The organism is Westiellopsis prolifica IICB1, assembly GCF_004323185.1.
In the GTDB taxonomy this organism is placed as follows: domain Bacteria; phylum Cyanobacteriota; class Cyanobacteriia; order Cyanobacteriales; family Nostocaceae; genus Pelatocladus; species Pelatocladus prolificus_A.
The window spans coordinates 733,519-758,387 of record NZ_NAPS01000001.1; the positions used below are offsets into that span (position 1 = coordinate 733,519).

Here is a 24,869-nt window from a genome sequence, read left to right on the forward strand (position 1 = left end):
CGCTGTTGGCTGATGTAAATGTCTAATGACTTAAATAAAGAAATTACCATACTTCGCCAGCAGGCTTTTTTGAGGAAAAGCGCTCATTTTCCTTCTATTTCTCAATAAACCTCATCATGAGTGCCAAGATCGATTAGCACAATCATATCTTCATCCTCATCAGAATTTGGCTGAAATGTGTAGATAATACGGCAATCATACTCGACCCAACAAGCCCACAAACCTTCTAAATCACCTTTTAACTTATGTGATTTCAAAGTAGGTGTAAATGGATCAGCTACAAGTAACTCCAAAACCTCAAAAATTTTTTCTTCTAAGCGAGGATTTTTCTTAACAACTCGTTTAAAAGCACGCTTAAAACTGCTATCCCAAACCAGAACTCTCATTCTTCACTTAACAAATCAGCCCGCAGATCCTCAAGAGTACCATGCTTGGCTGTACCTGTTTTAATTGCTTTCAGCGTTTGTGCAGCATTTGTTGCAATTTCTTGACGCCGTTGTTCAATCCGTCTTTTAGAAATTAGTTCAAATAATAAATCTTGCTCTTCAGTCGAAAGAGCCTCTACATATTCAATGACTGTCTGAAAAGATACAGATTTGATCATCGACAGTGTTGATAAATGATTGAAAATTTGAGACTTTTTCATCTTATACCAATTCTCTAGTGAAAAATAGGACGGAATGCCCTGCCGTCCCAATACGGTTCGGATAAGACAAATCGATTGGCATTTAAATCCTGTAGAGACGCGATATATCGCGTCTCTACATATCCAAAATTATGACGAAAAATTCTTAACCGAACCGTATTGCCTGCCGTCCTGAAACCGAAGAGTCTCCCAAGCGGTAACTGGATCGTCTTGAAAGACTATACTCACTCGTCACGGAACTGTGGGTAATTGACTTGGTGTCACTGTGACTTCTGGAGTAGAAGGTATATTTAATGATGTTGGTTTTCGGGTAGATGGAGGGGTAAAAATAGGTGTTGATGTCGTCTCCGGAGATGGTGGTTCAAAAGTCGGTATTGGAGAAGTTTTGGGAGATGGGAAGCTAAATCTAGAACTTGGCGCTGGTGTAAAATTTATGTTTGGTTCAGTTTCTAATGATGGTGTTGATTCTGGAATAGCAGTGGGTGTGGGTGAAGATTTTGGTACTGATGTAGATCTACGTTTGCTTGACTGCTGAGGTTTGTCGAATTCTGGTTCTGGAAATGTCGGTGTCAGCGCAGGATCTATTCTGGGCTTACTTTCGTTCAAAGGTGAGAGTGTGGGAATTGCTAAAGGTGTGGGTTTAGCAATAGGCGATGGTGTGAATGTGACTTTGGATTTAGGCTGGACTAATGGTTCAGGTGTTGCTTGAGGTAATTTAATCTCAGGTTGATTAGGTGAAGATGTTAACTGACTTGAATATAACCAAGCGAAAAATCCACCGGAAGCCAAAATTCCGGTAGCAATAACCGCTTTTGGTGAGAGTAAAAAGTTTTGTTGCAAAGGCTGATATGAAGGTGCAGCTTGTCTTTCTACTATGTTCATCCGAGTTAGTGGTGACACTGAGGAAGACGATAAAGGGTAGACGTTTTTTTCTTGAATACTGTCAGCAACTAGATTTTTATTAACAGGCTGCTCTTCGTTTTTTATCGAGTCAACTTTTGATTGTTGAACAGATTGAGGAATTTGTTTTGTGCTTTGATTTTTAGAGTTGGGTCTATTCTCAATTTTTGGCTGAATGGAAGATTCAGCACTACCATTCTGTAGATGTTGCGACTGGGAAACTGATAAAGATGAGGGAAGTAAATTAAAATTTTGGCGGGTGAGTGCTAATCCTGTGAAATCACTCAAAGATTCTCGTAATTCTAAGGCTCTGGTAAAGTATCTAAATGCAATGGTGTTTTCTTCTAAACATAAGGCGCGAGTACCAAGTTGGTGTAAAACCCAAGCTTCAGAAGCTTTGTCTCGTTCGGCTTGAGATGCTTGCAGTCCACGTTGTAGTACATGTTCCCACAAACCCCATCGCTTATTTAAAGCTAGCAAACCTTCTACTGCTTTTGCTAAGTGTAAGACAACTTGCCAACGGCTAGCTCTAACTGACACTTCTAGGATTTGAACGATCGCATCAATTTTTGTGACTAAAGTTTGTGGTTGTTGGTGATACAACTGTGTCCAATCGATAAAGTAAGCGATCGCGTTTTCTAAGGGTGTTCCTAACTTCCACGCTGGTGGTAATATTTCTCTGATTGTCTTGTTGCTGATGCGATACCGAAAATCTTCCAGTTTAATCAGATCACGCTGTTGCAAATTTTCTATAATTTCAGAAGCGTCTGGTTGTTTTGTAATCGCTGCGATTTCTTCCTCTGATAACCCCACTTCACCCATGACTGCGAAAATTTCCAAAACATCTCGGTGGGGGTGTGGTAACAATTCGATAATTTGTTGAATGAGATAGATGCTAGCTTGAGAATTTGGTAATTGACTCACAATTTCAGCCAGCGATCGCTTTTCTGTTAATCCGTAGGCGATCGCTAATTGCAAATGCATTGGGTTTCCCTTGAGGATAATACACAGGGATCTCGCAGCAGGTAATTCCTCAACGGTTAGAGAACGCCCCATTTTTGTTTCAACAAAAATTAAGGCATCCTGAATAGATAGTCCAGAAAGTTCAGTAGAATATGCTTGTTGGCGCAGACGTTGTTTTGCTGAAGCTACTAGAAAAGTGCAGTTGCTAACACTGTTTCTTAATTGTCGCACTTCATCTTGAATCAGTTGAGCGCCGTCATCTAGTATGACTAGTGCGTGTTTATCCTGAATTTGTTGCCGGATTTGTTCATCTGTGGGTTTATAAGGGATATCACTTTCATAGAAAGCTTCCCAAATTGATTGCAGTAAATCACTGACATAGGGATGACGAGCAGATAGATTAATGACACCATCGCTAAACACACAATCAGCTTCTAGTTCTGATGCTAAATAACGCAATAAAAAACTTTTGCCAAAACCCGGCGGACTATAAAATTCTACAGCTTGTCCAGATTTTAAAGCTGCGATCGCCTCATTAATTGGTTTTTCACGCTCTAGAAGTTTCTCGCCCGGAGGCTGAAGTTTCAACTTTGGTGTAGAAAGTTCTCGCAAAGTCGGTTGTTCTTGTGTGATTCCTGATTCTGCGATCGCACCTTGGCTAGAACCGATTTTGAGTGTGTAATGACCAACAACCAATGTATGATTGGTATCTGTCCGTATATTGGCTGTTAAATTGCTGTGCGGCATAGATTTTTCTTCAATCATTAAATCGATTTTTACTCTTTTTACCGCGATCTTGCTACTTACGTAGATATATATATTACATTATCTGAGTTTATGCAAACAAGTTTATCAGTTTTTATACTTAAACAAGATTAACCTAAGTAATAAAAACTACTTAAATATGTGATTCAAAGACAAGGGGGACTTATCAGTTATCAGTTATCAGTTATCAGTTATCAAATTAAACTCCTCACTGTTAACTGTTAACTGTTAACTGTTAACTGATTCATGCCCAATCCCCAAAATTCAAAAAGCAGCAAATTCAGGACGATGCTCAATCCAAGGTTTTGCAGTTTCGATTTGAGCGGCTAAACTAATAAGAGTGGCTTCAGCTGCGGGTTTACCAACTAGCTGCACACTCATCGGTAAGCCATTGGCGTCAAAACCAACGGGAAGTGCGATCGCAGGTAAGCCAGTTGCATTGGCTGGCGGACAAGGAGCAACCCAATTTACAATGTTTTGAAATGTTTCTTCCGGGCTGAGGTGCGCCCATTCTCCTACACGAATAGGTGAATGTAAATATACTGGCAAAAGTAGTATATCTACGGTGTCAAAGAAAGCGACTATTTGCCGTGATACTATCTGCATTTGATATACTGCTTGCAGGTACTCACCAGCAGAACCACTACGTGCTAGTAACCAACGATTCATCGGTTGCAAGGCTTCCGGAGGAAAACCCGAAGCGGCTACACCTGTTTGCCATACGATCTGAAATGGTTCTAGTAAACCGCTAAAGTCTGGGCTTTTTTCTTCAACTGTGTGACCGAGTTCTGCTAATAATTTCACTGTTTGCAGAACGCCTTGCTGACAATTGGCGTCGGCTGTGCCAATGGGTGAAATCGCTGTAGCATAGGCAACACGTAGCTTGCCAATTCTTTCTTTACTAGCAACGAGAAAAGATGGTTCAGGATCGCTTAACCAATAGGGGTCGCCTGTGACATAGCCAGACATCACATCTAAAAGAGCTGCTGCATCAGCAACAGTCCGAGCAATTGGGCCGTTAGTAGCAATTCCACTGAGGCGATCGCCTACAGGTGCATGGGTGACTCTTCCTCTGGCTGGCTTGATTCCCACTAATCCACAACAAGCCACAGGGCCACGAATCGAACCACCACCATCAGAACCTTGAGCGATCGCACATAACCCAGCTGCAACCGCTGCGGCTGCACCACCACTAGAACCACCGGAGGTGTATTCTAAATTCCAAGGATTTCTGGCTGGCGGAAAACCCGTAGGTTCTGTGTAAGGGAAAGAACCTAATTCTGAAGTTGCAGTTTTACCAAGAATAATAAATCCAGCTTGCTTAATTCGCGTGACTACACCATCATCAAAATCAGGAATGTTGTTGAGTAACGCCGGATTACCAAAGTTACAAGGAACGCCAGCCACAGGGTTGAGGTCTTTGATTGAAATTGGCACACCAAAAAATGGTGGTAATTCGTTGCTATTTACTAACATTTCTGTTTTAGCTTTCGCATCAGCGATCGCTTGTTCTGCTGTCACTGCAAAATAACTTCCCAGTTGGGGATTCAGGCGTTGAATCCGTTCTAGATATATCTGCACCAACTCTAATGGCGACACTTCCCGATGTCGGATTAACCGTGCTTGTTCTAGGGCTGGGGTAAAGGCTAAGTCTATTGAGTTCATTTGAAACTAGGGACTAGGGTTAAAGATGACGTACAAAGGTATCTTATGCATCCTGATGTATGGATTTCATGACAACTACATCAAAAATACGTATGTCATGTTTTTGAAATAAGTTTTTAGCTTATAGCACAAATTTATTTAGAGCGTAAAAAGTAAGTCCTGTAAGTTAGTGCGATCGCTCTTATGTTGGGAGCATCCCAAATGTTCAAAAAAACCCCTGCGATTGAAATCGCTGTTTGATGTTATGAAGTCGTCTTCAGACGACTTGTGCTAATAGCAAAGGGTTTAAACCCTTTGCGGTATTTTGAAAAAATTGGGATGCTCCCCTCATCTTGCTAATTGGGAATACCACCAGTAAATATGCCTACAGGATGATCTAGTCATAAGCATGACTCGGTAATCTTTTCTTGTAGATTAAAAAGCTTTACTTAAACGTATATGAAGAGCAGATATAGTCTGTATACTCAGTATGCGGTCAAAAATTTTTCGATTCTTGTAATTATAGGTCTTGTATCTGTAGCAGGATGTGTTTCACAAAAGACTCAAGCCACTGACAGTGTGGAACAAAATTCTCAAATTGTCGGTTGGGTAGAAAAAGGTAAGATTCCTGGTGTCGATAAAGAAGTGAAAGTTAAACTTGATACAGGCGCAACAACCACTTCAATTAATGCGGAAATTTTAGAACAGCCAGAAAAAACTTCAGAATCTGGCGGAATGATCAAATTCCGATTTCAAGATGGAGAAGGAACCGAAGCCGTTTTTGAGCGCCCTATTGTGCGGTGGGTTAGCATCAAGAGTCGCGAAGGTAAAAATTTACGACGTCCGGTGGTACGAATGAAACTTTGTGTTGCAGGTAAGTGGGTTGAGGAAGAAGTAAATCTAGCGGATCGAGAAGATTTTAATTACCCAATTTTAATCGGACGCAATATGCTTAAGCAAGGCAAACTTATTGTAGATTCGTCTCAAACTTTTACCAAAGAACCAACTTGTTCAGCACAGGAGGCGCAGCAGTGAATCGCACCTTTCATGCTGTGTTGCTGGCGTTGTTTTTAGCAGCGATTGGACTAGTCATTTTTTTTCATAAGCTGGCTTCTTCGGAAGTACCATTGTTGCCTAACCAAGCTTATAGAAGTTGGTACGTTGAGGCAAAACTTTCATTAGCTTCCGAGCAACCACTACTAGAATCAAACGAGGAATTACCAACTAGTATAGAGTTTCATCTTCCCCAAGCCTCTGAGCGCTACGAGATTGTGAGTGAAGATTTCGTTCATAGGGGATTTGATCGCCAAATCAAAACATTTCCAAATTCTGCAAACCGAATCGCTGTTTTTAGTAAGAAAGATGATACCGACAGCGAATATTTATTTTACCGAGCAATTATTCGTAGGAAAGCTAACGTTAAACCTGGAAGTGAGGAAATTCCTATTTCTGGTAGAAGATTGGTTGATCGGCAACTGATCAAGTTTGGCGAAAATACTGAAAGAGTCCAAGATAATCTTACGGAGAATCTGCCAACTACGGAAATTAACGCTCTCTTGAAAGAGGCAACAAAACAGTCAAGCGATCGCCTTTCTTTTGTCAAACAAGTTTATCAAATAGCTCTGCGTACAGATGACATTCGGGTAGATGCGATTAAGAGAAACCTGAGAAAAGAAGAATCTACGCCAGAATTAGCAGCGTTTCTTCTTAATAGAGCAAACGTTCCAGCGCGAGTTGGTAATGGGATTTTGCTTAGGAGGAAAGAAGTATATTCAACTGATTTTATTCAATGGTTGGAAATTCAACAAGGCGATCGCTGGTTAGCCTTTGATCCGATTGATTTGAGTTTTAGAGAGCAATATCGCTATCTGACTTGGTGGTATGGTTCAGATCGTGTTCTCCAAGCCGAAAGAGCCAGTAACGTTAATTTGGAAGTTGTTGTTCAACCCAATGTTGATCGTGGACTGACAAACGCAATTTTGCAGGGCGAAAGAGCATCAAATCCACTACTGGAATATTCTTTGCTCAGGCTACCCCTATCAACTCAGCGAGTCTTTCAGGTGCTTGTCCTAGTTCCGATTGGTGCATTAGTGATTTCGATTTTGCGCCAGATGGTAGGATTGCCAACTTTCGGTACATTCACACCTATATTAATCGGATTATCTTTTCGAGAGACAGGTTTGCTGGCTGGTGTGCCACTGTTTGTTTTCGTTGTGATTATAGGACTTGCAATCCGCGCCTACCTAAATCGATTACAACTTTTGATAGTGCCTAGACTAGCTGCCATTTTGACTGCAACTGTTTTAATCATGGGTGTTCTGGCAATTCTTCTGCAACGTCTGGAATTCAATTTAGGCTTGTCACTCTCATTATTTCCCATTGTCATTCTTGCTATGACAATTGAGCGAGCAGCGATGATGTGGGAAGAATCAGGCCCCAAAGAAACGATTATAGCCGGACTTGGTAGCGTGGTTGCAGCCACCATTGGTTATTTCTCCATTATTAATCCCTACGTGCAGCATTTAGTATTTGCTTTTCCAGAACTATTACTGTTGGTACTGGGATTAAATATTCTAGTAGGACGCTACAACGGGTACAAGCTAATTGAGTATTTCCGATTTTTATCACTCCAACAACGCTTAAAGCAAACGGAAGGATAATTATAAATATGTTTTCACTACAACGTTACGGTATTTTGGGGATTAATGCTCGTAACCTAGACTATATTTTCCCCAGCAACCCTCGTCGCCTCTATCGTCTAGCTGACTGTAAATTAGAGACGAAAAAAGTTGCTCAAGTCGTCGGTGTGGCGGTTCCAGAAACTTACGGAGTAATTACATTCCAAAATGAAGTTAGAAATTTAGCCAATATCATTAAAAAACACAAATCCTTTGTAGTTAAACCTGCTCAAGGTAGCGGTGGGGATGGTATTGTCGTTATTCAGGATGTGACGGATGCAGGCTATCGCAAAGCCAGTGGTTCAATCCTCAAACCAGAAGATCTCCATTATCACATTCACAATATCCTCAGTGGGATGTTTTCCTTGGGAGGACAAACCGATCAAGCAATCATTGAATATGCTGTGCAGTTCGATCCAGTTTTTGCCGAAATTGCCTATCAAGGTGTTCCTGATATCCGAGTAATTGTCTATCGTGGAGTTCCAGCAATGGCAATGTTGCGTCTACCAACACGGGCTTCTGACGGGAAAGCCAATTTACACAGAGGTGGTGTAGGTGTAGGAATTGATCTCGCAACAGGAAAAACCTTGGCTGGTATCCAAAAAAATCGCTATATTGACAACCATCCTGAAACGGGACATTCATTGCGCGATCGCCAAATTCCTCATTGGCAAACTATTTTGGAAATGGCTGCTTGTTTAGGTGATAAAACCGAGTTTGGCTATCTCGGTGTTGATATTGTTCTCGATCAACAAAAAGGACCACTGTTACTAGAGATAAATGCTCGTCCTGGACTTTCGATCCAAATTGCTAACCAACAAGGACTTATGCCCCGACTAGAAACAATTAATAATACCTTGCCAAAATTCTCAGGAATTCAAGATAAAATCAAGTTTGCTCAAGAAAAATTTGCACTAGAGGCTTAATTTACTAATTTACTTTTCCAAAGACTGGTATTCACGCCCCAAATTATCCGGTTTACCTCACTAACTCTTCAATAAAGAACGCCATCATAGATTTATAAATCAAAAGTCAAAAATTAAGGGCGATTAGGGGAGATAAAAATGGCTATTATTCGTTGGCGAACTTTCCCAGAAATTGATGCTTTTAACCGTCAAATGGATCGAATTTTTGATGATATGTTGCGAGTGAAACGTCAGCCAGGAATGACTTGGAAACCAGCATTTGAACTCCAAAACACGAATGATAATCTGATTTTGCGAGTCCAAATTCCTGGTGTAGAAGCAAAAGACTTGGATATTCAAGTAACAAAAGAAGCGGTTGCTATTACTGGTGAAAACCGTTACGAAAACAATGGTCAAATTCGTTCAGAATTTCGCTATGGAAAATTCCAACGAGTCATTCCTCTACCAGTAGCAATTCAGAATGACCAAGTGGAAGCAGAGTACAAAAACGGTATACTAACGCTGACATTACCCAAAGTTACAGAAGCGCGTCAGAAAGTAGTCAAAATCAATTTAGCAGATAACACTACTGAACCAGTTGCAAAAGCAGCTCCAACTGAAGAAACCCAAGCTGCTTAATTAGCAATTCCTCAAATCAAAAGTTTACCTCATTGGTTGGTTTGTGTGATGGAGATTAACCGCTTTCGTTTTCTAGAAATTAAATTCTAGACTGCGAAAGCGGTTTTTTTTATATTTGTTATTTTTTGTTTGTTATTGATTCGATATAACATTACTCAAGATCCCCGACTTCTTAAAGAAGTCGGGGATCTGAGTTTTGCGAAATGCTATGTAGAATAAAGTAGAGATTTCCAAATTTTCACCAAAAATTCCTCGCAGCGTACAATTTCCCAGAAAAATTCTGTGGGAGAAATCCAAAATCCACAATCCAAAATCCATAGACGCGTAAGCGGCTTCTCGTAGAGTAATCCAAAATCTAAAATCGGATGACTGTGTTATCTTCTGCTTTACCAACAATTAACCTTCTCAAACAACCCACCAGTTCTGCTTGGGTAGAACAGGCGATATCTAATTTAGACATTATCCTCCTCGACCATGCTCAATGCGAACGCAAAGCGGCGGGTGTGGCGTTGAACTTGATGTTTCGTTATCCTTCCAATGCTAAGATGGTGCGGGAACTCACCAAAATTGCCCGCGAAGAACTCGAACACTTCGAGCAAGTAAATCAATGGCTAGAAGAGAAAAATATACCCATGCGCCCCCTGACACCACCTCCCTATGGCGCAGGTTTAAAAGCCCAAATTCGCCCCAAAGAACCTGATCGCTTTTTAGATTCTTTGTTAGTCAGTGGATTAATAGAAGCTCGCAGTCATGAACGTTTAGGTTTATTAGCGACTCATTGTCCCGAACCAAAATTAGCCAAGTTTTATCACGGTTTGATGGCATCCGAAGCACGGCATTTTGGTACATATTGGGTACTAGCTGATACTTATTATGACCGTGAAATTGTCACCCAAAGACTCGATGAATTAGCAATTATTGAGAGTGAATTGCTAGTAAATTTACATCCTGAACCAAGGATTCATAGTTAGGGAGAGGGGAAGGAAGAGTGGGGAGTGTGGGGAGACAAGGGGGACAAGGGAGAGAATAACACCAATGACAAATGACCAATGACCAATGACCAATGACTAATCACTACTACAAAGATTTTTTGATTCGGGATTGGGAAGAAGGCGATCGCATTTCTGCTTCAGAAGTCATCCGGTCTGTATTATCAGAATATGGGCTTGGTTGGGAGCCAGATGGCGCTGATCGAGATGTGTTGCAAGTGGAAGAATGTTACTTAGCCACTGGTGGAGAGTTTTGGGTAATTGCATACCAAAATCAAGTTGTCGGTACGGGTGCATACTACCCGATTCATCGGGGCGAAAAAGCTGTAGAAATCCGCAAAATGTATCTTTTACCAATTGCTAGAGGTGTGGGATTAGGAAAATATTTGTTACAAGAATTAGAAAGAGCGATCGCCAAGCGTGGTTTTCAGCAAATTTGGATTGAAACCGCTAGCGTTTTAGCAGAAGCAGTCAAGCTATATGAAAGCAATGGTTACAAACCTGCAACAGGTGTAGAGACAACACGGTGCGATCGGGTTTATGTGAAACTGTTAAAGTAAAGAGCGACAATTCCGCCCCCAAGTGAACTTTGGGCTAATACCATTTCACGTTAATAGCGATACATATGAATCTTGTAGAGACGCGAAATTTCGCGTCTCTACAGGATCTGTATTTGTATCAGGGTTTTCGTGAAATGGTATAAGAACGAAAATCCACTTAAATGGGTTGAAATGCTTATTGGTTTATTGGTTATTGGACTTTGAACAAAAAAGAATTGTTCGCGAATGATATCCACGAACAATTTTATGCACTTTACATACAGGTATATTAGCTACTCCGAATTCTTTTTTGTCGCTAAGTCACAGGCTTTTCATACAAGCGTAGGAGAAAGCGGTGATCACGCAGCCAGTACTCCTCCATCAACAGCAAGGGTATGTCCGTTGACAAAATCGGTAGCATCAGAACACAACCAGATCACAGCATTAGCAATGTCATCGGGTTTGCCCAAACGTCCGGCGGGAACAAAATTCTCAAAAGCTTTAGTATTACCGCCAGTTGCCTGACTGAGCATTTCTGTTTCAATTGGTCCTGGTGCGATCGCGTTTATCCTAATTTTTTGAGAGGCATATTCTAGTGCTGCGGCTTTTGTCAACATCACCACAGCAGTTTTAGAGGCGTCATAAATTGATAAGCCGGGTGCTAAAGGACGAAAACCATTGATCGAAGATGTATTGACAATTGCTCCACCATTGCCTTGAGCCAACATTTGGGTAATTTCGTGCTTCATACACAGAAAAACTCCCTTGACATTGACTCCAAAAACCCGGTCATAAGTTTGCTCTGTTTGCTCTGCCAGTAAGGCATTTTGACCCAGCATTCCTGCATTATTAAATGCAATATCAAGCCTACCAAACTTATTGACAGCAGTGGCAATAGTTGATTCTATGTCTGCTTCTTGAGATACATCAGCTTTCACAAATAAACCTTCACCTCCCACCTGATTAATTAAGCTGACGGTTTCACTCCCTTCTTCTTCCCGCCGCCCGACTACAACAACTTTGGCACCAGCATGAGCAAAGGCGATCGCAGTAGTACGCCCAATCCCAGAAGTCCCACCAGTGATCAAGGCAACTTTGTTTTCTAACAGTTTCATCCAAATCTCTCCATTTTCACTAACTAAAGCAGTGTGCCTGATTTGGATTCTTCTTTACAAGAAGGAACTTCCAGGTGTTATAGTTACCTCATGGTTCCCAAAAATGAGCAAATACTCCTCAGCGCAGACTGTCCTATGCGGCAGATGCTCGATTTGGTAGGAGATAAATGGACACCGCCAATTCTGTATCTCCTATCTTCTGGTACTAAGCGATATACTGATTTTCAACGTCAAATTCCTGGAATATCCAAAAAAATGCTGACACAAACCCTAAGACGGCTGGAGTCAGCAGGTGTTGTTAACCGAACTGTATATCCAATTGTGCCGCCAAAGGTGGAATATCACCTTACTCCCTTTGGTGAAAAGCTGATTGAACCGATTGCAGGTTTGGCAAAGTGGGCTTGGCAGCACCAAGAAGAATTAAAGTTGGTTTACAAAGAAAGGCAGAGGAGCGAAGTCAGTCCCAATGAAAAACGTCAACAGACGCTCCTGAACAGTCAAAAATTGGAAATTTGACGCCTTTCAAAACAAATTTGGGGTTCAGCAACTTCTTCAGAACTAATTAAGTCTCATCAGGCTCGTCTACGTAATTCAAAAAATCACCCGGTTGGGCGTTTAATTGTTTACAAATCACTTCAACGGTTCCCCTGTCTGGATAAATATTTCTATCCCTCCAAAGCCTAAATGCAGTTGCTCTTGGTAGTCCAGTGATTTGCCAAAACTTGTTGGCGCTAGGAATACCTTTTTCTTTGCCAAATTCTTGAATTCTATTTGTTAGTCCCATTATGTCAGACTACTCCCAGTGTATTATTTTTTTAATGTAAGCTGTTGAAACGTGCTATTTAATGGGACTTAATATAAATAAGAGAAGGGCGATCGCACCTCCAAGTACCCTCGCCCTCTCTGTCCCCAAACGTACATTTAGGACTATTCCAGAAACGTACATTTAGGACAATACCCCTGCCACAACTCGTTCTTTGTCAAACAGCTACAAGAGGTTTAATAAATTTAGCTTACATTCGCCAAATTCGTTTTCGGAATATACCTATTCACGATAAATTACAATATACCTGCATCTTGACTTGGAGTAACGGCGAGCAAGATATTTTTGTTGACAAAGATGCTCAAGCCATTGCCCAAACACTGAGAAAAATAACAAAACCAATTTAAATATTCATCCAGGGTGAGCAATCCTCACCCTACCGAATCACAGAAAGATTTGTTACAAATGACCAATGACTATTGTACAGACGCGAGGAACATCGCGTCTCTACCAATGACCAATGACAAATAACTAATGATCAATTGGAAAAACCTACTCAACCTCTTTCTCCAATCTCATTGTCCTTTGTGTGAGCGTTCCACCTCTCAAGAATTATGTCCAAACTGTATTCGCCAACTGCAAAAATGTCATAATCCCAACACCCACTCTCTACCCATATTTGCTTGGGGTGCATATGGCGGTATTCTCAAACGAGCGATCGCTACGATGAAATACGAAAATCACCCAGAAATTGCTCGTCCGTTGGGACAATTCTTAGCACAAGCATGGTTATCACATCAGGGATGCGATCGTAATTTAGTAGCTGTTCCGATTCCACTTCACGCCGAAAAGCTCAAGCAACGCGGGTATAACCAAGCTACACTCATCGCTCAAAGCTTTTGTGAAGTCACCGGATTACGATTAAAAAAACATGGTTTAAAAAGAATTAAAGCAACTGAAGCACAATTTGGCTTATCTGCATCACAGCGAGAAGAAAACTTAACAGAAGCCTTTGGATTAGGGTCAGACTTGCGTGTGCCTCCGAAATTTCCAGTATTACTAGTAGATGATATTTATACCACAGGCGCAACTACTAGATCTGCGATACAAACACTTCATCAAAGCGGTATATCTGTTTATGGTTTGGTTGCAGTTGCAACCACTGCTAAATCATTTAAATCTTGATAACTGGTAACTGATAACTGATAACTGAATCATGCGTGGGCAAGCTGTACTAGAGACAACTATAATTAGGCCAATCACGCTTAATTTGTGGGAAAACGTTTGGGGATGAGAAGTCAGGCTTTTATCGTAAGTTTAAAACAAATTGCTTTCATTCCTGCCTCTTTGCTGGCAATTGGTATAAGTTCAACAGCAGCTTTTGCTCAAGTTAACAAGTTGTACAATCCAATTCCTCTACCTGGCAGTTATGAAGTTTCTGATACACTGTCAGAAAAAGATATTCCCACAGGTCAGGGTGGATTTGCCCGTGACTATATGGTGAGTCTGAAAAAGGGTGATAATCTGGCGGTTGATCTCAGTTCTGAAAACTTTGATAGTATTGTCACTCTGCTGGGACCAGACGGTACGACAGTGGCAGAAAATGATGATGGCCCTGATGGTAGCAGTAATTCTTTGTTGTTCACCCGCATTGTAGAAGCTGGAACTTACATCGTTCGCGTCCGGTCTTTCGGCGAAACTGGAGTAGGAACTTTTAAACTTAGGGTAACGCGATTGCAACCAGTCAAATAATTTTGGATTTGAGATTTTAGATTTGAGATTTTGGATTTGAGATTAAGAATAAATCCAAAATCTTTCAAATTATTGTCATGACGCACAAAAACAAAGCTTCAGTCCATTCCACCACAGCACCATAGGTATCACCAGTATGTCCGCCTAGTTTGTGATTAAACCAGGCTCCAGTGATGATGGCGATCGCACTTCCACTAACTAGCATTACCATAGCAAAAAAGATTTGATCACGGTTGAGGAAAATTTGCCAGCTACTCAAAGCTATCAATAAAACTAGTGTTGGTAGCCAATCTTTGTATGAACGAATAGCTTGTTTATGAAACGCTCCCTTACCAGTTGGTTTCAGGTAAGGATAACGAGCGATCGCCATGACTTGTCCCCAGCGTCCCCACCCAGCAGCTGTCATCAGAATTAACCAACGGTTTTGTTCTAGATCTGTCAATGCAGCTGTTTTAAGTAATAGCAAAGCGATCGCGGCCATTGCTCCAAATGCACCTGTGGCGCTATCCGCCATCACTTCTAGTCTACGTTGAGGATCGCCCACAGCTAATCCATCAGCGCTATCCATTGCTCCATCTAAGTGTAGCCCTCCAGTAATCGCCATCCAACCGCATACAACTAAAGCACTACGGGTTAGCACTGGTACACCCAGATAAATCAACAGAGCATCAAATAAGCCTAAAATCCCTCCAATCATCAGTCCAATTACAGGAGCAAAACGGGCTACTCCTTGGAAATCAAAAGCATACATGTATGGCAAAGGAATAGATGTATAAAATATAACTCCTGCCCCCATGCCAAACAGTAGTTGTTTCCACCACTGACACTTGTTGGTCATAGTAGTTACGCTAGTTGTTATTTGTAGTCATTAATCATGAATCATGATTCAAATGACGAGTAATAATGACGCTCATAATTCCGGCACAACCCTGATATTCATCTTTAAAAATTTAAATAAGATTTACCAGTATGAGTAACTTCACCAAAAAATTTTGTTATGCTGATCACAGTAAAAACTTTACTAAATGTATAAATACTTTCTTTAAGAAAGGATATAAATAAAGTAGTCATGATGAGCTGTATATACTATCACAAATCAAAAAAACAATAGAAAAAAAGATACATTAAGCATTTTTCATTGAAATACTTATATCATGTGATACACAAAAAACGAATGAATGATAACAGATTTTTCCTTTCTAGCTAACCTTTTAACACCAATTTTAAAAAAGAATGCGACCGATAGACTGATAAAACTCTTATTCACAAAGAGTTTCCCATCCCAAAATCAAAATGGTATAACCTATTATTTTAATAGGAGTAAGTATACTTATTAAAAATATTAATAATCATGTTTTTGCCGTTATGTCAACAAAAAATAATTTATTGCAGCTAATTAGGCGATCGCTATACAAAGTTGATCAAGATATTAGATAAATATTAAATAGCAGGGGTCAACCAAGCAACGAGATCGACTGTTTAGCTATGTAGTTAGGACTTTACGCAAAACTATACGCTGTAAGGGCAATTGATAAATTGCCCAACTGTGAAAATCAGAGTTTCGGCTATTGTTTGCGTAAGTCCTGGTAGTTTTTATCTACACTCCAGAAGTCATTGGATTATGAGTCACCATCTACCCGAAAGTAAGATACCAGCTCCATGCATTATTAATACAGGTGTGGTTGTCAATAAACTCGATATGCGACGATTACTCACAGATTTAGGTCGTGTTCGCTATTTCTACACCCAGGATGGTGAGTGCAAGAGCGACGGTGAAGGGAATGTGATGGAAGTATTTGCCAATCCGCAACGATCTACTCTGGTTGCTAACCACGCCCTTTATCTCAATCTTTGTAGTTTTGATTACCTAGAATTAAAACAATCACCACAAAAAGAAACTTACTTTGACTTAGTACAAGAAGGAAGCCGTCTGCGCTTGATTCCTCTTTCCACTCCTATGCAAGAACGAGACGAGCGTTGCTTAAATGTCAGCGCCATAGAAGCAATGATGGAACAAGTACTCTCAGCCAGATGGGACGCAGAAATTGACGATGATCCCTCTGATCTGTTTTAGGATCGGGGATTGGGGATTCTCCAGAGGAGACGCTACGCGAACGGGGATTGGGGATCGGGGATCGGGAATCGGAAGGGGGACAAGGGAGAATTAAGTAATGACCATTGACAAATCACCATTGACAAATGACCAATGACCAATGACAAATGACCATTGACAAATGACCATTGACCAACAAAATACACTCTTGACTACAAACTTCTCTTTTCAATGTCTGGCTCAATGTAGCCACACCAAAGCGCGAGCTGGGGTGTTTCATACACCACATGGAGTAGTTGAAACTCCTCGTTTTATGCCAGTCGGGACTTTGGCGACTGTCAAAACCCTTACCCCTGCTCAACTCAAGGAAACAGGCGCACAAATGGTGTTATCTAATACCTATCACCTGCACCTGCAACCAGGAGAAGTAATTGTGTCAGGAGGTGGAGGACTGCACAAGTTTATGGGCTGGAATGGGCCGATGCTCACCGATTCTGGAGGCTTTCAAGTCTTCAGTCTGAGCGAAATGCGGAAAATATCTGAAGAAGGCGTAACATTTCGCTCACCCCACGATGGTCAAATTATCAAATTCACACCCGAAAAATCTATCGAGATTCAAAATATATTAGGGGCGGATGTGATTATGGCCTTTGATGAGTGTCCGCCTGCTACAGCTAATCGCCAAGAGGTGGAAGCAGCTACAGAGCGCACTTACCGATGGCTTTTACGGTGTATAGAAGCACATCAACGCCGGGAAGAACAAGCATTATTTGGGATTGTTCAGGGTGGAGTGTATTTGGATTTGCGCGCTCAAGCGGCAGAAGCTTTGCAGAAACTGGATTTACCAGGTTATGCCATTGGTGGCGTGAGTGTGGGCGAGGAACCAGAACTAATTCATCAAGTTGTGCAGACTACAGCACCATTGTTACCATACCACAAGCCTCGTTATTTGATGGGTGTGGGTACTTATCAAGAAATGGTGATTGCGATCGCCTCTGGTGTAGATTTATTTGATTGTGTGATTCCTACACGTTGGGCGAGACATGGTACGGCGATGGTACAGGGCGATCGCTGGAATTTAAAGAATGCTAAATTTCGTGAAGATTTTACACCATTAGATGAAACTTGCCCTTGTTATACCTGTCGGAATTTTACCCGTGCCTACATCTCTCATTTAGTGCGATCGCAAGAAATTTTGGCATACACATTGTTGAGTATTCACAATATCACTGAACTGATTCGCTTTACTCAAAAAATACGAGAAGCGATATTGAACGACACCTTTACCACAGAGTTTAGTAAGTGGTTCAAAAAAGGAGTCATGGAGTGATGTAGAACTACTAACTATTAACCAATGACCAATGCATGTTAAGATGTTTGTCAATTCTGAAAGCTGTGTTGGATAAGGTGGATTTAAACAAAAATGGAAGCAGCAATTTTATTAGCTAAACTACCCGAAGCATTCCAAATCTTCGATCCTTTAGTAGACGTTCTTCCGCTCATTCCTTTGTTCTTCTTGTTGCTAGCTTTTGTTTGGCAAGCAGCCGTGGGTTTTAGATAAGTTATTTAAAAGCTATTTACATAATTTTATCGAGACAGGGATTTTACCTGTCTTATTTTTTTGCTATACTTTCGTTTTAAAAAACTTTATATTTTTTAATATTTTGTTATATTTTAGAATAAATTAATATAGTATTCAACAAATTGATTTAAAAATCAAGCTCTTAATTAAGGCAAACAGTCAACGAGGTGTGAACTATGGGTAACATCAAATTCATGAAAGAAGATAAAGAAGTTATTGCTGCTGATGGTGCTAATTTACGGCTAAAAGCTTTAGAAAACAGCATAGACATTTATAAAGTTTGGGGAAAGATGATGAATTGTGGCGGCTACGGTCAATGTGGCACCTGTATTGTAGAGATCATCGAAGGACAAGAAAATTTATCACCTCCTACAGAAGTAGAAAATCGTTTCTTAAAGAAAAAGCCTGCTAATTACCGACTTGCTTGTCAAACACTAGTTAATGGGCCAGTCAGTGTAGTAACAAAGCCTTAGTGTAGTCAATAGTCATTTGTCATTGGTATGACAAAGAACAAATAACAAATGACAAATGACAAAGGACAAATAACTCACCCAAGCCATGATGATGGTATCCTAAAAGTGTTGACTGGAATCTAAGAGAGGCTTTCTTACTATGCAGGTTAATGACCTGGGGTTTGTAGCCAGCATTCTATTTGTGCTGGTTCCTGCTGTTTTTTTAATCATTCTTTACATCCAAACAGCTAGCCGCGAAGGTAAAAAAGATAGTTAATGCTTGGTGTATTTTTTTAAGAAAATAAAAACCCTTACACCACAGGTGCAAGGGTTTTTATCACTGTCGAACTCACGTTGATTTATGCAGCAGATGTTCGCGCTAGCAACACTGGACAAGTCGCATTAATTCTGACGTAATCAGACAAAGAAGAACCTAAAAGTCGGTCTAAATCGACAAAACTCTTAGCAATAGAAGGACGGCGATCCGGAGAACCCATTAATAATAGATCTACGTTCAGTTCTTCTGCTAAACGACAAATTTTTTCACCAGGTTTACCCATACCTAGCACACAACGAGGTTGCACACCGAGTTTTTTTGCTTCCGCAGCAGCAGCAGCTAAAACCGGGTGTTGGTCAGCAGTAACTTGGGTTGTGGCAGTAGGTTCACTTCCTAAATCTGTGATCACATGTGTTAAGATTAGCTCTCCACCCTTGATGTCTCGAATCAAGAATAGAGCTAAATCTAGGCAACGTTTTGACGCCTCAGAATTGTCCATTGCCACCATAATCCGCTTAATATTTTTGACATAAATGTCATCTTTAACCAGCAACATCGGGCGAGAGGACAATTGAAAAACGTATTGACTGACGGAGTTTGCTAAAATTGATTGCAGACGCTTCAGACCGCGAGAACCCATAATAATTAAGTCTGCATCAATTTCATCTGCTACTTGACAAACTACATCTTTAGGTTCACCTTGTCGCAAAATGGAAGAGACTTGAGTGGGATTCAAAGCCAGAGACTGAATCGCATTAGCCAGAATTTTGCCACCTTCTTCCCACTTCGCTGTCATCGAATCGGCGGTGCGTTGTGGTGGAACAACGTGCAGTACTGTTACTTTTGCCTGTTGAATTGATGGCAGTTCTTTCAAAGTCTTAAGCATCTCTTCGGCGTGTCCCAATCCAGAGACAGCAATCAAAATGTTTTTTATCATTTTCGTCTTCCGTAGCTGTTAGTTGTTTGCTCTCTAGTAATTGGCTCAACTTTAACTTTCACCGCCAGCTAAATCACTTAGTCAATAATCAATAGTCAATGTTTAATTGTTAATTGCAATGAACAATGAACAATTAACACTAAACAGTTAATATTTTCGACACCAGACTCTTGACTAAATGTTCTTACTATTTGTACCTAGTGAATGAGCTTCTCAACTAGGCTTTAATAATTTAGCTTACTCTATAATTCTGCATGATTAACTTAATAAATGGTTATGAAATTTATCACTTTTAATCTATATTTACGCTTTTTAATTATTTTCTAGTTAAATATTGCAAAGACAAGCAAAAAGCTATCCAGTAAACCACTTTAGCTAAAAATATTTAGTATAAGCGAAGTTTTTATACAGCAGTTAAACTCGAAGACTAGCCCAATATCCCACCCTCAAATAAATTTGGGGCTGATAGCGAAAACCTACTCTAAGTGGGTTGGAGAAATTATTTATTCAGTCTACTGAAAGTAGACTGGGGTTATGGTAAGCTGATGTGCGCTTAGATTAAATATTCTTGCGTTAGGACTGTCCAGGGTCAACAGTCCAAAGTCCAAGCTAGTCTTTGACTCTGGACTGTTGACTTTTGACAACCTGATCGCAAAATATACAATTTAAATGCATAACAGCTTATAAGACAATTTGTCCTCCCAGTCTCCCTTGTCCCTTAGCGTCGGGGACATTGTTGATGCAAAGGCTGTTTAGCTAAGTAATCTAACTCTATCTGCTGTAATAAACTTGTCCAAATATCAGAAAGTTTGGTGTCTGATGGGTTACAGGTGCGTAACTCTGCTGCTGTTGAAAGTAAATCAAACCATAAACCTTGTTCAGCATAGATAGAAAGACTTTCTCTGGAACTTGATCGCTTTAACTTGTTACCTACATTATTATTGATGGCAACTCGCTGCACCCAACCGTGTACACTAATTACAGAGCGGGGAGAAGGATCTTGTATATCGCAAACTATCGAGACAGACCACTGATAGGTTTGATTGACTGCTAAAGGCGGAACCTTATCATTATGAGGTAAAGTCAAACTCGCGATCGCAGCTTTACTACTCGGTTTAAAATTAGTTTGATACACCAAAGTTCGCGGACGCAATTTTTCATCTACTGTGTAGAGAGAAAATAGCATCGTTTGAGCGGTATTGTCAGGTGTGTACCAAAAAAACTTGGGATAAGCAGCAGTTGTCAATCCTAAATTAGTCGATGGTAACAATAAAACTAAAAGTGGTTGCTCACCAAAAACACAGCCACCTCTACGTGTACTACCATTTTCCCGACGTCCAGGAAGACTTTTGGTCGGAACCTTGACTTGAACGCTACCGCTTTGCTGATTGCGGTTGTTGACCTGATTTGGTTTACTTGGAGTTTGTGGTTTAGCAATTGTCTGTGTGAAACCTATCGAAGGTAAACCACACAGAAGTAAATTTAAAAGCAAAGACAGGCTGACTTTAAGATAATTTGGGCGATACATTCAAGTTAGAAATTGACAACTGCCTTATAAAGAGCGTATCCACCCACATTGAGACGTTATTAGGTTACTCTCGTTCCTGATTCACAGTTTATCTTGACCAAGAAGGGGTGTAGGGTACAGAGCCATGATACTTGCACGAATAAATCACATTGTTGTTTGATTTAAAATTTTCCATAATCTTCGGTTCGTTGTAATGCTTAATATATTACGATTGAGAAAAAGATTATACGAAAACTTTCCGTACAATAAATAGTTAGGCGTCTTCACCTTCCTTCACCAACCGCAACATGAGTCAACCACAACCTTCCGCCTACCCCTACGCCACCCACCTCAACGTCCAGTTTGCCCCTCTGGAGTTGGTGGACGTGTCTGCCTTGGTGGCTGCTTGCACTGACCCCTGGTATAACCAGACTCTCTGCCAAGTCAACGACTCGGTGGTGCGCCTAGGCGTCATGCAAGGCGAGTATCATTGGCACAAGCATGACACCGACGACGAGTTCTTTTTTGTACTTAGCGGCCGCTTTCTCATCGACTTAGAGGAGCCGCACACTACCGTCGAACTGGGACCACAGCAGGGCTACGTTGTGCCACGCGGAGTCGTGCATCGCACACGCGCCCCAGAGCGCACCATCATCTTGATGGTGGAAACTGCCGCCATCATCCCCACCGGAAACGGCTAACCATGCGCTGCTGCGAACTGCTAAGGTCTGTCACGTTGGCTGCGAAAGCAGCCACCGCGCCAGCCCTCCGCAGTCGTTGAGCTTGGAGTCGTTAACACTACATTAAAGTACCCAACAAAGAGTAAGTATGGGTAGCTTTGTCTAGATATTAAGTTACAGTTTCAAACCCCAAAATTGTGACGAAAAATCCTATACCTTGCAGTATTGCCTTACACCCTTATACCCCTAATTTATAAGTAATCCTGCGGTTTTGTAATGAGCGCTTAAGCGCTCACTACAAACTAAGCAGCTATTAAGCCATTATGCCTCAGTAAGGCTTCAGTACTCGGTTCACGACCCCGGAAAGATTTAAATACTTCCATGGGATGCTGGCTACCACCGAGTGCTAAAACTGTATCCCGGTAGCGTTTACCTGTGGTTTTTACTGCTTGTTCCTCTTCTAAACCAACTTCTTCAAAAGCAGCAAAAGCATCCGCACTTAGTACTTCTGCCCATTTATAGCTGTAATAGCCTGCGGCATATCCTCCTGCAAAAATGTGACTAAAAGCACATAGAAATGCATCTTCTGGTAATGGGGATATGACAGTGGTAGTTTTGGCAATGCGATCGCGTACATCTTTGGGAGTTTCACCACCACCAGGACGGTAACGGTGATGTAATTCGATATCCAACAGGCTAAAGTGGAGTTGACGCAGCGTCGCGCTACCACTCATGTAATTTTTAGCTGCTAAGAGCTTTTGATAATAATGTTCTGGCAAAAGTTCGCCTGTTTCGTAATGCCTAGCCATGCCAAATAAAGTAGCTTTGTCATAGCACCAGTTTTCCATAAATTGGCTAGGCAATTCCACGGCATCCCATTCGACATTATTAATACCTGCTGCGGAAGTATAATCTACCTTAGTCAGCATGTGGTGTAAACCGTGACCGAATTCGTGGAATAAAGTCTCTACTTCTGAGAAAGTCATGAGGCTGGGCTTACCATCAACAGGTGGTGTCTGATTACACACCAAATACGCCACAGGTAAGCGAGTCTTGCTTACACCATTTTCGGTAATTTTACCCCGATTAATACAGATATCCATCCAAGCACCACCGCGCTTTTGGGCAGGACGACTGTAGGGATCTAAATAAAAATAGGCGATCGCCTTACCCGTTTCATCAGCAATTTGGAAATAGCGCACATCCTCATGCCAAACTGGTGCTTGACCATCAGCAGAAGTCACACTCACACCAAATAGTCTTTTCACCAACCCAAATAAACCATCCAACACTTGGGGAAGAGGAAAATAGGGACGCAATTCTTCAGCTGTAAAAGCAAATTTTTCTTCTCGCTGACGTTCAGCCCAAAACGCAATATCCCAATGTTTTAAATCGTCCGCTTCAGCGACTCCCTCACTTGCAGCAAAAGCTTTGAGTTCTTCTAATTCCTTGACAGCAGCATCATAGCTAGCGCCGCGTAATTCCTCCAATAGCTTTTCTACAGCTTCGACATTCGGAGCCATCTTACTTGCTAAACTGACTTCCGCGTAAGTCTTATACCCAAGTAACTCTGCTAATTCTTGACGCAACTGTAAGATACGTTCAATGATCGGGTTGTTATTCAACTCTCCCCCAGCAGCACGGCTGACATAAGCTTTATAAAGCACCTCCCGCAAATCTCGGCGAGTGCTGTACTGCATAAAAGGATAGTAACTGGGAAAATCCAAAGTGATACGCCAAGGGCCATTTTCGGGAGTAGCGTTTTCTGAACCCGTATCTCGTGCTGCTTGGGCGGCTAAACTTAGCAAACTAGGCGGTAAACCGTCTACTTCTTCTTTCTTTGTCAACGTCAAGCTAAAAGCCTTAGTTGCATCCAAAACATGATTAGAGAACTTAGTAGAAAGTTCCGCTAACTCCATTTGGATATTATTAAAGCGATCGCGTGCTTCACCTTGTAAACCCACCCCAGAAAGTTCCGCATCCCGGATCGCAGCTTGGACAATGCGCTGTTGGGCTGAATCAAAACCATTCCAAGCATCACTTCCACCAAGGGCTTTAAAAGCATTGTAAATTGGTTGACTTTGACCCAGCTTATTAGAAAACTGCACCACATGAGGCTGCACAGTTTCAAAACCTTCGCGCAATTGGGGACTATTCTTCACACCCATCAAATGGTTGACAACACCCCAACTCCAACTCAGACGTTCTGTGATTTTTTCTAAAGGTTCTACTAAACCACTCCAACTAGGCTGAACATCAGCTTCCAACTTGGTTAATTCTTGTTCTAATTCTGCCAGTAACTGATTAAATGCTGGCACTACATGTTCTGGTTTAATGTTTACAAAGTCAGGCAAACCAGAACCTTTTAATAAAGGATTATCTGTAATAATGGCGTTTACACTCATGGTTTTACGTGAACACCCGCTCTATATGGGTCAACTGTGTTTTATTTCTTCACTTTACTAATGTAGCGATTTTACGTCTTAGTCATTAGCCAATAGTAAGTAGTTCTGGGTACAGATCACCGTAAAAAGAAATAGGATATAAATTTTTTGATCAATTTTTACGCTTCATCTACCATTTCTAAAATCTGATTATACAGAGCTGGAGATAGTCTAAACTCTGATGTAGCAATCAGAGCATCCATCAAAGGTTTGACAGCAACAATTAAATTTTGGCGTTTAGCCTCAACTAAAATACCCAATAGCCCAATAATTCTCAAACCCAAGCGGTCAGCTTCTGCTCTACCACGACGCTCATCGATTAACAGCAAATCAGCATTGAGTTCTAGAGCAAGAGCGATCGCCTCAACTCCCGTAGGTTTTTTAAGTCCAGTTCAAAGTCTTCAACATCATAGGAATAGAGGGGGATATGGCGTTGTTTGAGAAGTTGACGAAAAGCATTGGGTTGCATCTGGGCTAGTTGGCTAGCATATCCTAACGTTAAACGGCCTGTCTGAAACAGGTGTAATGCGACTTCTTGGCGGAACTCGCTTGAAGTTAGTCCAGATGCTTGTAGGATTTCGTCGGAGATGACAACGCTCATAGCAGGGTTTCTCATCAGTCATACTTCTAGGGTAGTCC

Annotated in this window: 27 protein-coding genes; 15 read left to right on the forward strand and 12 right to left on the reverse strand. The window is 41.2% G+C overall.

What is annotated here, in order from left to right; all coding sequences use genetic code 11:
• Window positions 1–101: 101 nt before the first annotated feature.
• The 4 genes from B4U84_RS03120 to B4U84_RS03135 all read right to left on the reverse strand — a co-directional run bounded on the left by B4U84_RS03120 (window position 102) and on the right by B4U84_RS03135 (window position 4,939).
• Window positions 102–386: a type II toxin-antitoxin system RelE/ParE family toxin gene (locus tag B4U84_RS03120; protein WP_131115513.1), complete on the reverse strand. Its 285-nt coding sequence runs from the start codon at window positions 384–386 to the stop codon at window positions 102–104.
• A complete protein-coding gene (locus B4U84_RS03125; protein WP_242677520.1) occupies window positions 383–646 on the reverse strand; it encodes a hypothetical protein in 264 nt (87 codons plus the stop codon). The genes B4U84_RS03120 and B4U84_RS03125 overlap by 4 nt, the downstream gene beginning before the upstream one ends.
• Before the next feature lie 231 nt (window positions 647–877).
• Window positions 878–3,256 carry an NACHT domain-containing protein gene (locus B4U84_RS03130; RefSeq protein WP_131115515.1) on the reverse strand — a complete coding sequence of 793 codons (2,379 nt, stop codon included), beginning with the start codon at window positions 3,254–3,256 and terminating at the stop codon, window positions 878–880.
• A gap of 282 nt (window positions 3,257–3,538) precedes the next feature.
• On the reverse strand, window positions 3,539–4,939 hold the full coding sequence (locus B4U84_RS03135; RefSeq protein WP_131115517.1) for an amidase: 1,401 nt from the start codon (window positions 4,937–4,939) through the stop codon (window positions 3,539–3,541).
• A 438-nt stretch (window positions 4,940–5,377) separates the two neighbouring features.
• Between B4U84_RS03135 and B4U84_RS03140 the strand changes: the two genes are divergently transcribed.
• From B4U84_RS03140 to B4U84_RS03165, 6 genes are all read left to right on the forward strand, one after another.
• Window positions 5,378–5,953, forward strand: a complete 576-nt coding sequence (locus B4U84_RS03140; RefSeq protein WP_017311882.1) for an ATP-dependent zinc protease family protein — start codon at window positions 5,378–5,380, stop codon at window positions 5,951–5,953.
• Window positions 5,926–7,578 carry a UUP1 family membrane protein gene (locus B4U84_RS03145; RefSeq protein ID WP_242677521.1) on the forward strand — a complete coding sequence of 551 codons (1,653 nt, stop codon included), beginning with the start codon at window positions 5,926–5,928 and terminating at the stop codon, window positions 7,576–7,578. Before B4U84_RS03140 ends, B4U84_RS03145 begins: the two co-directional genes overlap by 28 nt.
• Window positions 7,579–7,586: 8 nt before the next feature.
• The gene (locus tag B4U84_RS03150; RefSeq protein ID WP_017311884.1) at window positions 7,587–8,522 is read left to right on the forward strand and encodes an alpha-L-glutamate ligase-like protein; all 936 of its coding nucleotides are present in this window, start codon (window positions 7,587–7,589) and stop codon (window positions 8,520–8,522) included.
• A gap of 138 nt (window positions 8,523–8,660) precedes the next feature.
• Complete coding sequence (locus tag B4U84_RS03155; RefSeq protein WP_131115519.1) at window positions 8,661–9,140, forward strand: Hsp20/alpha crystallin family protein; 480 nt, start codon at window positions 8,661–8,663, stop codon at window positions 9,138–9,140.
• A 371-nt stretch (window positions 9,141–9,511) separates the two neighbouring features.
• Window positions 9,512–10,111 carry a MiaE family protein gene (locus B4U84_RS03160; RefSeq protein ID WP_131118687.1) on the forward strand — a complete coding sequence of 200 codons (600 nt, stop codon included), beginning with the start codon at window positions 9,512–9,514 and terminating at the stop codon, window positions 10,109–10,111.
• A gap of 92 nt (window positions 10,112–10,203) precedes the next feature.
• Window positions 10,204–10,689 (forward strand): GNAT family N-acetyltransferase, encoded by a 486-nt coding sequence (locus B4U84_RS03165; protein WP_131115521.1) that lies wholly within the window; start codon window positions 10,204–10,206, stop codon window positions 10,687–10,689.
• 338 nt (window positions 10,690–11,027) lie between these two features.
• Here the strand turns inward: B4U84_RS03165 and B4U84_RS03170 are convergent, their stop codons facing one another.
• On the reverse strand, window positions 11,028–11,783 hold the full coding sequence (locus B4U84_RS03170; protein WP_017311888.1) for a glucose 1-dehydrogenase: 756 nt from the start codon (window positions 11,781–11,783) through the stop codon (window positions 11,028–11,030).
• 33 nt (window positions 11,784–11,816) lie between these two features.
• Here B4U84_RS03170 and B4U84_RS03175 point away from each other — a divergent pair, with 33 nt between their 5' ends.
• Window positions 11,817–12,299, forward strand: coding sequence for a winged helix-turn-helix transcriptional regulator (locus B4U84_RS03175; RefSeq protein ID WP_242677522.1), 483 nt, complete (start codon window positions 11,817–11,819; stop codon window positions 12,297–12,299).
• A 46-nt stretch (window positions 12,300–12,345) separates the two neighbouring features.
• Here the strand turns inward: B4U84_RS03175 and B4U84_RS03180 are convergent, their stop codons facing one another.
• Complete coding sequence (locus tag B4U84_RS03180) at window positions 12,346–12,567, reverse strand: helix-turn-helix domain-containing protein (protein ID WP_017311890.1); 222 nt, start codon at window positions 12,565–12,567, stop codon at window positions 12,346–12,348.
• 513 nt (window positions 12,568–13,080) lie between these two features.
• On the opposite strand from B4U84_RS03180, the gene B4U84_RS03190 reads away from it, so the two are divergent.
• Complete coding sequence (locus B4U84_RS03190) at window positions 13,081–13,731, forward strand: ComF family protein (RefSeq protein ID WP_131115523.1); 651 nt, start codon at window positions 13,081–13,083, stop codon at window positions 13,729–13,731.
• A gap of 105 nt (window positions 13,732–13,836) precedes the next feature.
• Window positions 13,837–14,298 (forward strand): PPC domain-containing protein, encoded by a 462-nt coding sequence (locus tag B4U84_RS03195; protein WP_131115525.1) that lies wholly within the window; start codon window positions 13,837–13,839, stop codon window positions 14,296–14,298.
• A 64-nt stretch (window positions 14,299–14,362) separates the two neighbouring features.
• Here the strand turns inward: B4U84_RS03195 and cobS are convergent, their stop codons facing one another.
• Window positions 14,363–15,136, reverse strand: coding sequence for an adenosylcobinamide-GDP ribazoletransferase (cobS, locus tag B4U84_RS03200; RefSeq protein ID WP_026082014.1), 774 nt, complete (start codon window positions 15,134–15,136; stop codon window positions 14,363–14,365).
• A gap of 783 nt (window positions 15,137–15,919) precedes the next feature.
• Here cobS and B4U84_RS03205 point away from each other — a divergent pair.
• The 5 genes from B4U84_RS03205 (at window position 15,920) to psbM (ending at window position 18,662) form a co-directional block, all read left to right on the forward strand.
• Complete coding sequence (locus tag B4U84_RS03205) at window positions 15,920–16,372, forward strand: hypothetical protein (protein ID WP_017311895.1); 453 nt, start codon at window positions 15,920–15,922, stop codon at window positions 16,370–16,372.
• Between the two features lie 160 nt (window positions 16,373–16,532).
• The gene (gene tgt, locus B4U84_RS03210; RefSeq protein WP_017311896.1) at window positions 16,533–17,681 is read left to right on the forward strand and encodes a tRNA guanosine(34) transglycosylase Tgt; all 1,149 of its coding nucleotides are present in this window, start codon (window positions 16,533–16,535) and stop codon (window positions 17,679–17,681) included.
• A gap of 93 nt (window positions 17,682–17,774) precedes the next feature.
• Window positions 17,775–17,912: a photosystem II reaction center protein K gene (locus B4U84_RS03215; protein ID WP_016863373.1), complete on the forward strand. Its 138-nt coding sequence runs from the start codon at window positions 17,775–17,777 to the stop codon at window positions 17,910–17,912.
• Between the two features lie 197 nt (window positions 17,913–18,109).
• The gene (locus B4U84_RS03220; protein ID WP_017311897.1) at window positions 18,110–18,406 is read left to right on the forward strand and encodes a 2Fe-2S iron-sulfur cluster-binding protein; all 297 of its coding nucleotides are present in this window, start codon (window positions 18,110–18,112) and stop codon (window positions 18,404–18,406) included.
• Between the two features lie 139 nt (window positions 18,407–18,545).
• Entirely contained in the window at window positions 18,546–18,662 is a 117-nt protein-coding gene (gene psbM, locus B4U84_RS03225; protein WP_009455495.1) for a photosystem II reaction center protein PsbM, read from the forward strand.
• An 82-nt stretch (window positions 18,663–18,744) separates the two neighbouring features.
• Here psbM and B4U84_RS03230 read toward each other — a convergent pair whose 3' ends face one another.
• Both B4U84_RS03230 and B4U84_RS03235 read right to left on the reverse strand, forming a co-directional pair.
• The gene (locus B4U84_RS03230) at window positions 18,745–19,599 is read right to left on the reverse strand and encodes a universal stress protein (RefSeq protein WP_017311898.1); all 855 of its coding nucleotides are present in this window, start codon (window positions 19,597–19,599) and stop codon (window positions 18,745–18,747) included.
• A 718-nt stretch (window positions 19,600–20,317) separates the two neighbouring features.
• The gene (locus B4U84_RS03235) at window positions 20,318–21,127 is read right to left on the reverse strand and encodes a DUF928 domain-containing protein (RefSeq protein WP_131115527.1); all 810 of its coding nucleotides are present in this window, start codon (window positions 21,125–21,127) and stop codon (window positions 20,318–20,320) included.
• A gap of 287 nt (window positions 21,128–21,414) precedes the next feature.
• On the opposite strand from B4U84_RS03235, the gene B4U84_RS03240 reads away from it, so the two are divergent.
• A complete protein-coding gene (locus tag B4U84_RS03240; protein WP_044453127.1) occupies window positions 21,415–21,807 on the forward strand; it encodes a cupin domain-containing protein in 393 nt (130 codons plus the stop codon).
• Between the two features lie 281 nt (window positions 21,808–22,088).
• Here B4U84_RS03240 and B4U84_RS03245 read toward each other — a convergent pair whose 3' ends face one another.
• The 3 genes from B4U84_RS03245 to B4U84_RS03255 all read right to left on the reverse strand — a co-directional run bounded on the left by B4U84_RS03245 (window position 22,089) and on the right by B4U84_RS03255 (window position 24,831).
• Complete coding sequence (locus B4U84_RS03245) at window positions 22,089–24,191, reverse strand: M3 family metallopeptidase (RefSeq protein WP_017311901.1); 2,103 nt, start codon at window positions 24,189–24,191, stop codon at window positions 22,089–22,091.
• A 158-nt stretch (window positions 24,192–24,349) separates the two neighbouring features.
• A complete protein-coding gene (locus tag B4U84_RS03250) occupies window positions 24,350–24,559 on the reverse strand; it encodes a PIN domain-containing protein (RefSeq protein WP_017311902.1) in 210 nt (69 codons plus the stop codon).
• A 14-nt stretch (window positions 24,560–24,573) separates the two neighbouring features.
• Window positions 24,574–24,831, reverse strand: a complete 258-nt coding sequence (locus B4U84_RS03255) for a UPF0175 family protein (protein WP_131115529.1) — start codon at window positions 24,829–24,831, stop codon at window positions 24,574–24,576.
• Window positions 24,832–24,869 lie beyond the last annotated feature (38 nt).

Bases quoted from the DNA above. Each gene is read 5' to 3' on its own strand.
- B4U84_RS03170 (WP_017311888.1), bottom strand. From the start codon at position 11,783: ATGAAACTGTTAGAAAACAAAGTTGCCTTGATCACTGGTGGGACTTCT.
- B4U84_RS03135 (WP_131115517.1), bottom strand. From the start codon at position 4,939: ATGAACTCAATAGACTTAGCCTTTACCCCAGCCCTAGAACAAGCACGG.
- B4U84_RS03235 (WP_131115527.1), bottom strand. From the start codon at position 21,127: ATGTATCGCCCAAATTATCTTAAAGTCAGCCTGTCTTTGCTTTTAAAT.
- B4U84_RS03245 (WP_017311901.1), bottom strand. From the start codon at position 24,191: ATGAGTGTAAACGCCATTATTACAGATAATCCTTTATTAAAAGGTTCT.
- B4U84_RS03205 (WP_017311895.1), top strand. From the start codon at position 15,920: ATGAGTCACCATCTACCCGAAAGTAAGATACCAGCTCCATGCATTATT.
- tgt (WP_017311896.1), top strand. From the start codon at position 16,533: ATGACCATTGACCAACAAAATACACTCTTGACTACAAACTTCTCTTTT.
- B4U84_RS03180 (WP_017311890.1), bottom strand. From the start codon at position 12,567: ATGGGACTAACAAATAGAATTCAAGAATTTGGCAAAGAAAAAGGTATT.
- B4U84_RS03215 (WP_016863373.1), top strand. From the start codon at position 17,775: ATGGAAGCAGCAATTTTATTAGCTAAACTACCCGAAGCATTCCAAATC.
- B4U84_RS03120 (WP_131115513.1), bottom strand. From the start codon at position 386: ATGAGAGTTCTGGTTTGGGATAGCAGTTTTAAGCGTGCTTTTAAACGA.
- B4U84_RS03220 (WP_017311897.1), top strand. From the start codon at position 18,110: ATGGGTAACATCAAATTCATGAAAGAAGATAAAGAAGTTATTGCTGCT.
- B4U84_RS03125 (WP_242677520.1), bottom strand. From the start codon at position 646: ATGAAAAAGTCTCAAATTTTCAATCATTTATCAACACTGTCGATGATC.
- B4U84_RS03130 (WP_131115515.1), bottom strand. From the start codon at position 3,256: ATGCCGCACAGCAATTTAACAGCCAATATACGGACAGATACCAATCAT.
- B4U84_RS03190 (WP_131115523.1), top strand. From the start codon at position 13,081: ATGATCAATTGGAAAAACCTACTCAACCTCTTTCTCCAATCTCATTGT.
- B4U84_RS03165 (WP_131115521.1), top strand. From the start codon at position 10,204: ATGACTAATCACTACTACAAAGATTTTTTGATTCGGGATTGGGAAGAA.
- psbM (WP_009455495.1), top strand. From the start codon at position 18,546: ATGCAGGTTAATGACCTGGGGTTTGTAGCCAGCATTCTATTTGTGCTG.
- B4U84_RS03255 (WP_131115529.1), bottom strand. From the start codon at position 24,831: ATGAGCGTTGTCATCTCCGACGAAATCCTACAAGCATCTGGACTAACT.
- B4U84_RS03155 (WP_131115519.1), top strand. From the start codon at position 8,661: ATGGCTATTATTCGTTGGCGAACTTTCCCAGAAATTGATGCTTTTAAC.
- cobS (WP_026082014.1), bottom strand. From the start codon at position 15,136: ATGACCAACAAGTGTCAGTGGTGGAAACAACTACTGTTTGGCATGGGG.
- B4U84_RS03140 (WP_017311882.1), top strand. From the start codon at position 5,378: ATGAAGAGCAGATATAGTCTGTATACTCAGTATGCGGTCAAAAATTTT.
- B4U84_RS03240 (WP_044453127.1), top strand. From the start codon at position 21,415: ATGAGTCAACCACAACCTTCCGCCTACCCCTACGCCACCCACCTCAAC.
- B4U84_RS03230 (WP_017311898.1), bottom strand. From the start codon at position 19,599: ATGATAAAAAACATTTTGATTGCTGTCTCTGGATTGGGACACGCCGAA.
- B4U84_RS03150 (WP_017311884.1), top strand. From the start codon at position 7,587: ATGTTTTCACTACAACGTTACGGTATTTTGGGGATTAATGCTCGTAAC.
- B4U84_RS03195 (WP_131115525.1), top strand. From the start codon at position 13,837: ATGAGAAGTCAGGCTTTTATCGTAAGTTTAAAACAAATTGCTTTCATT.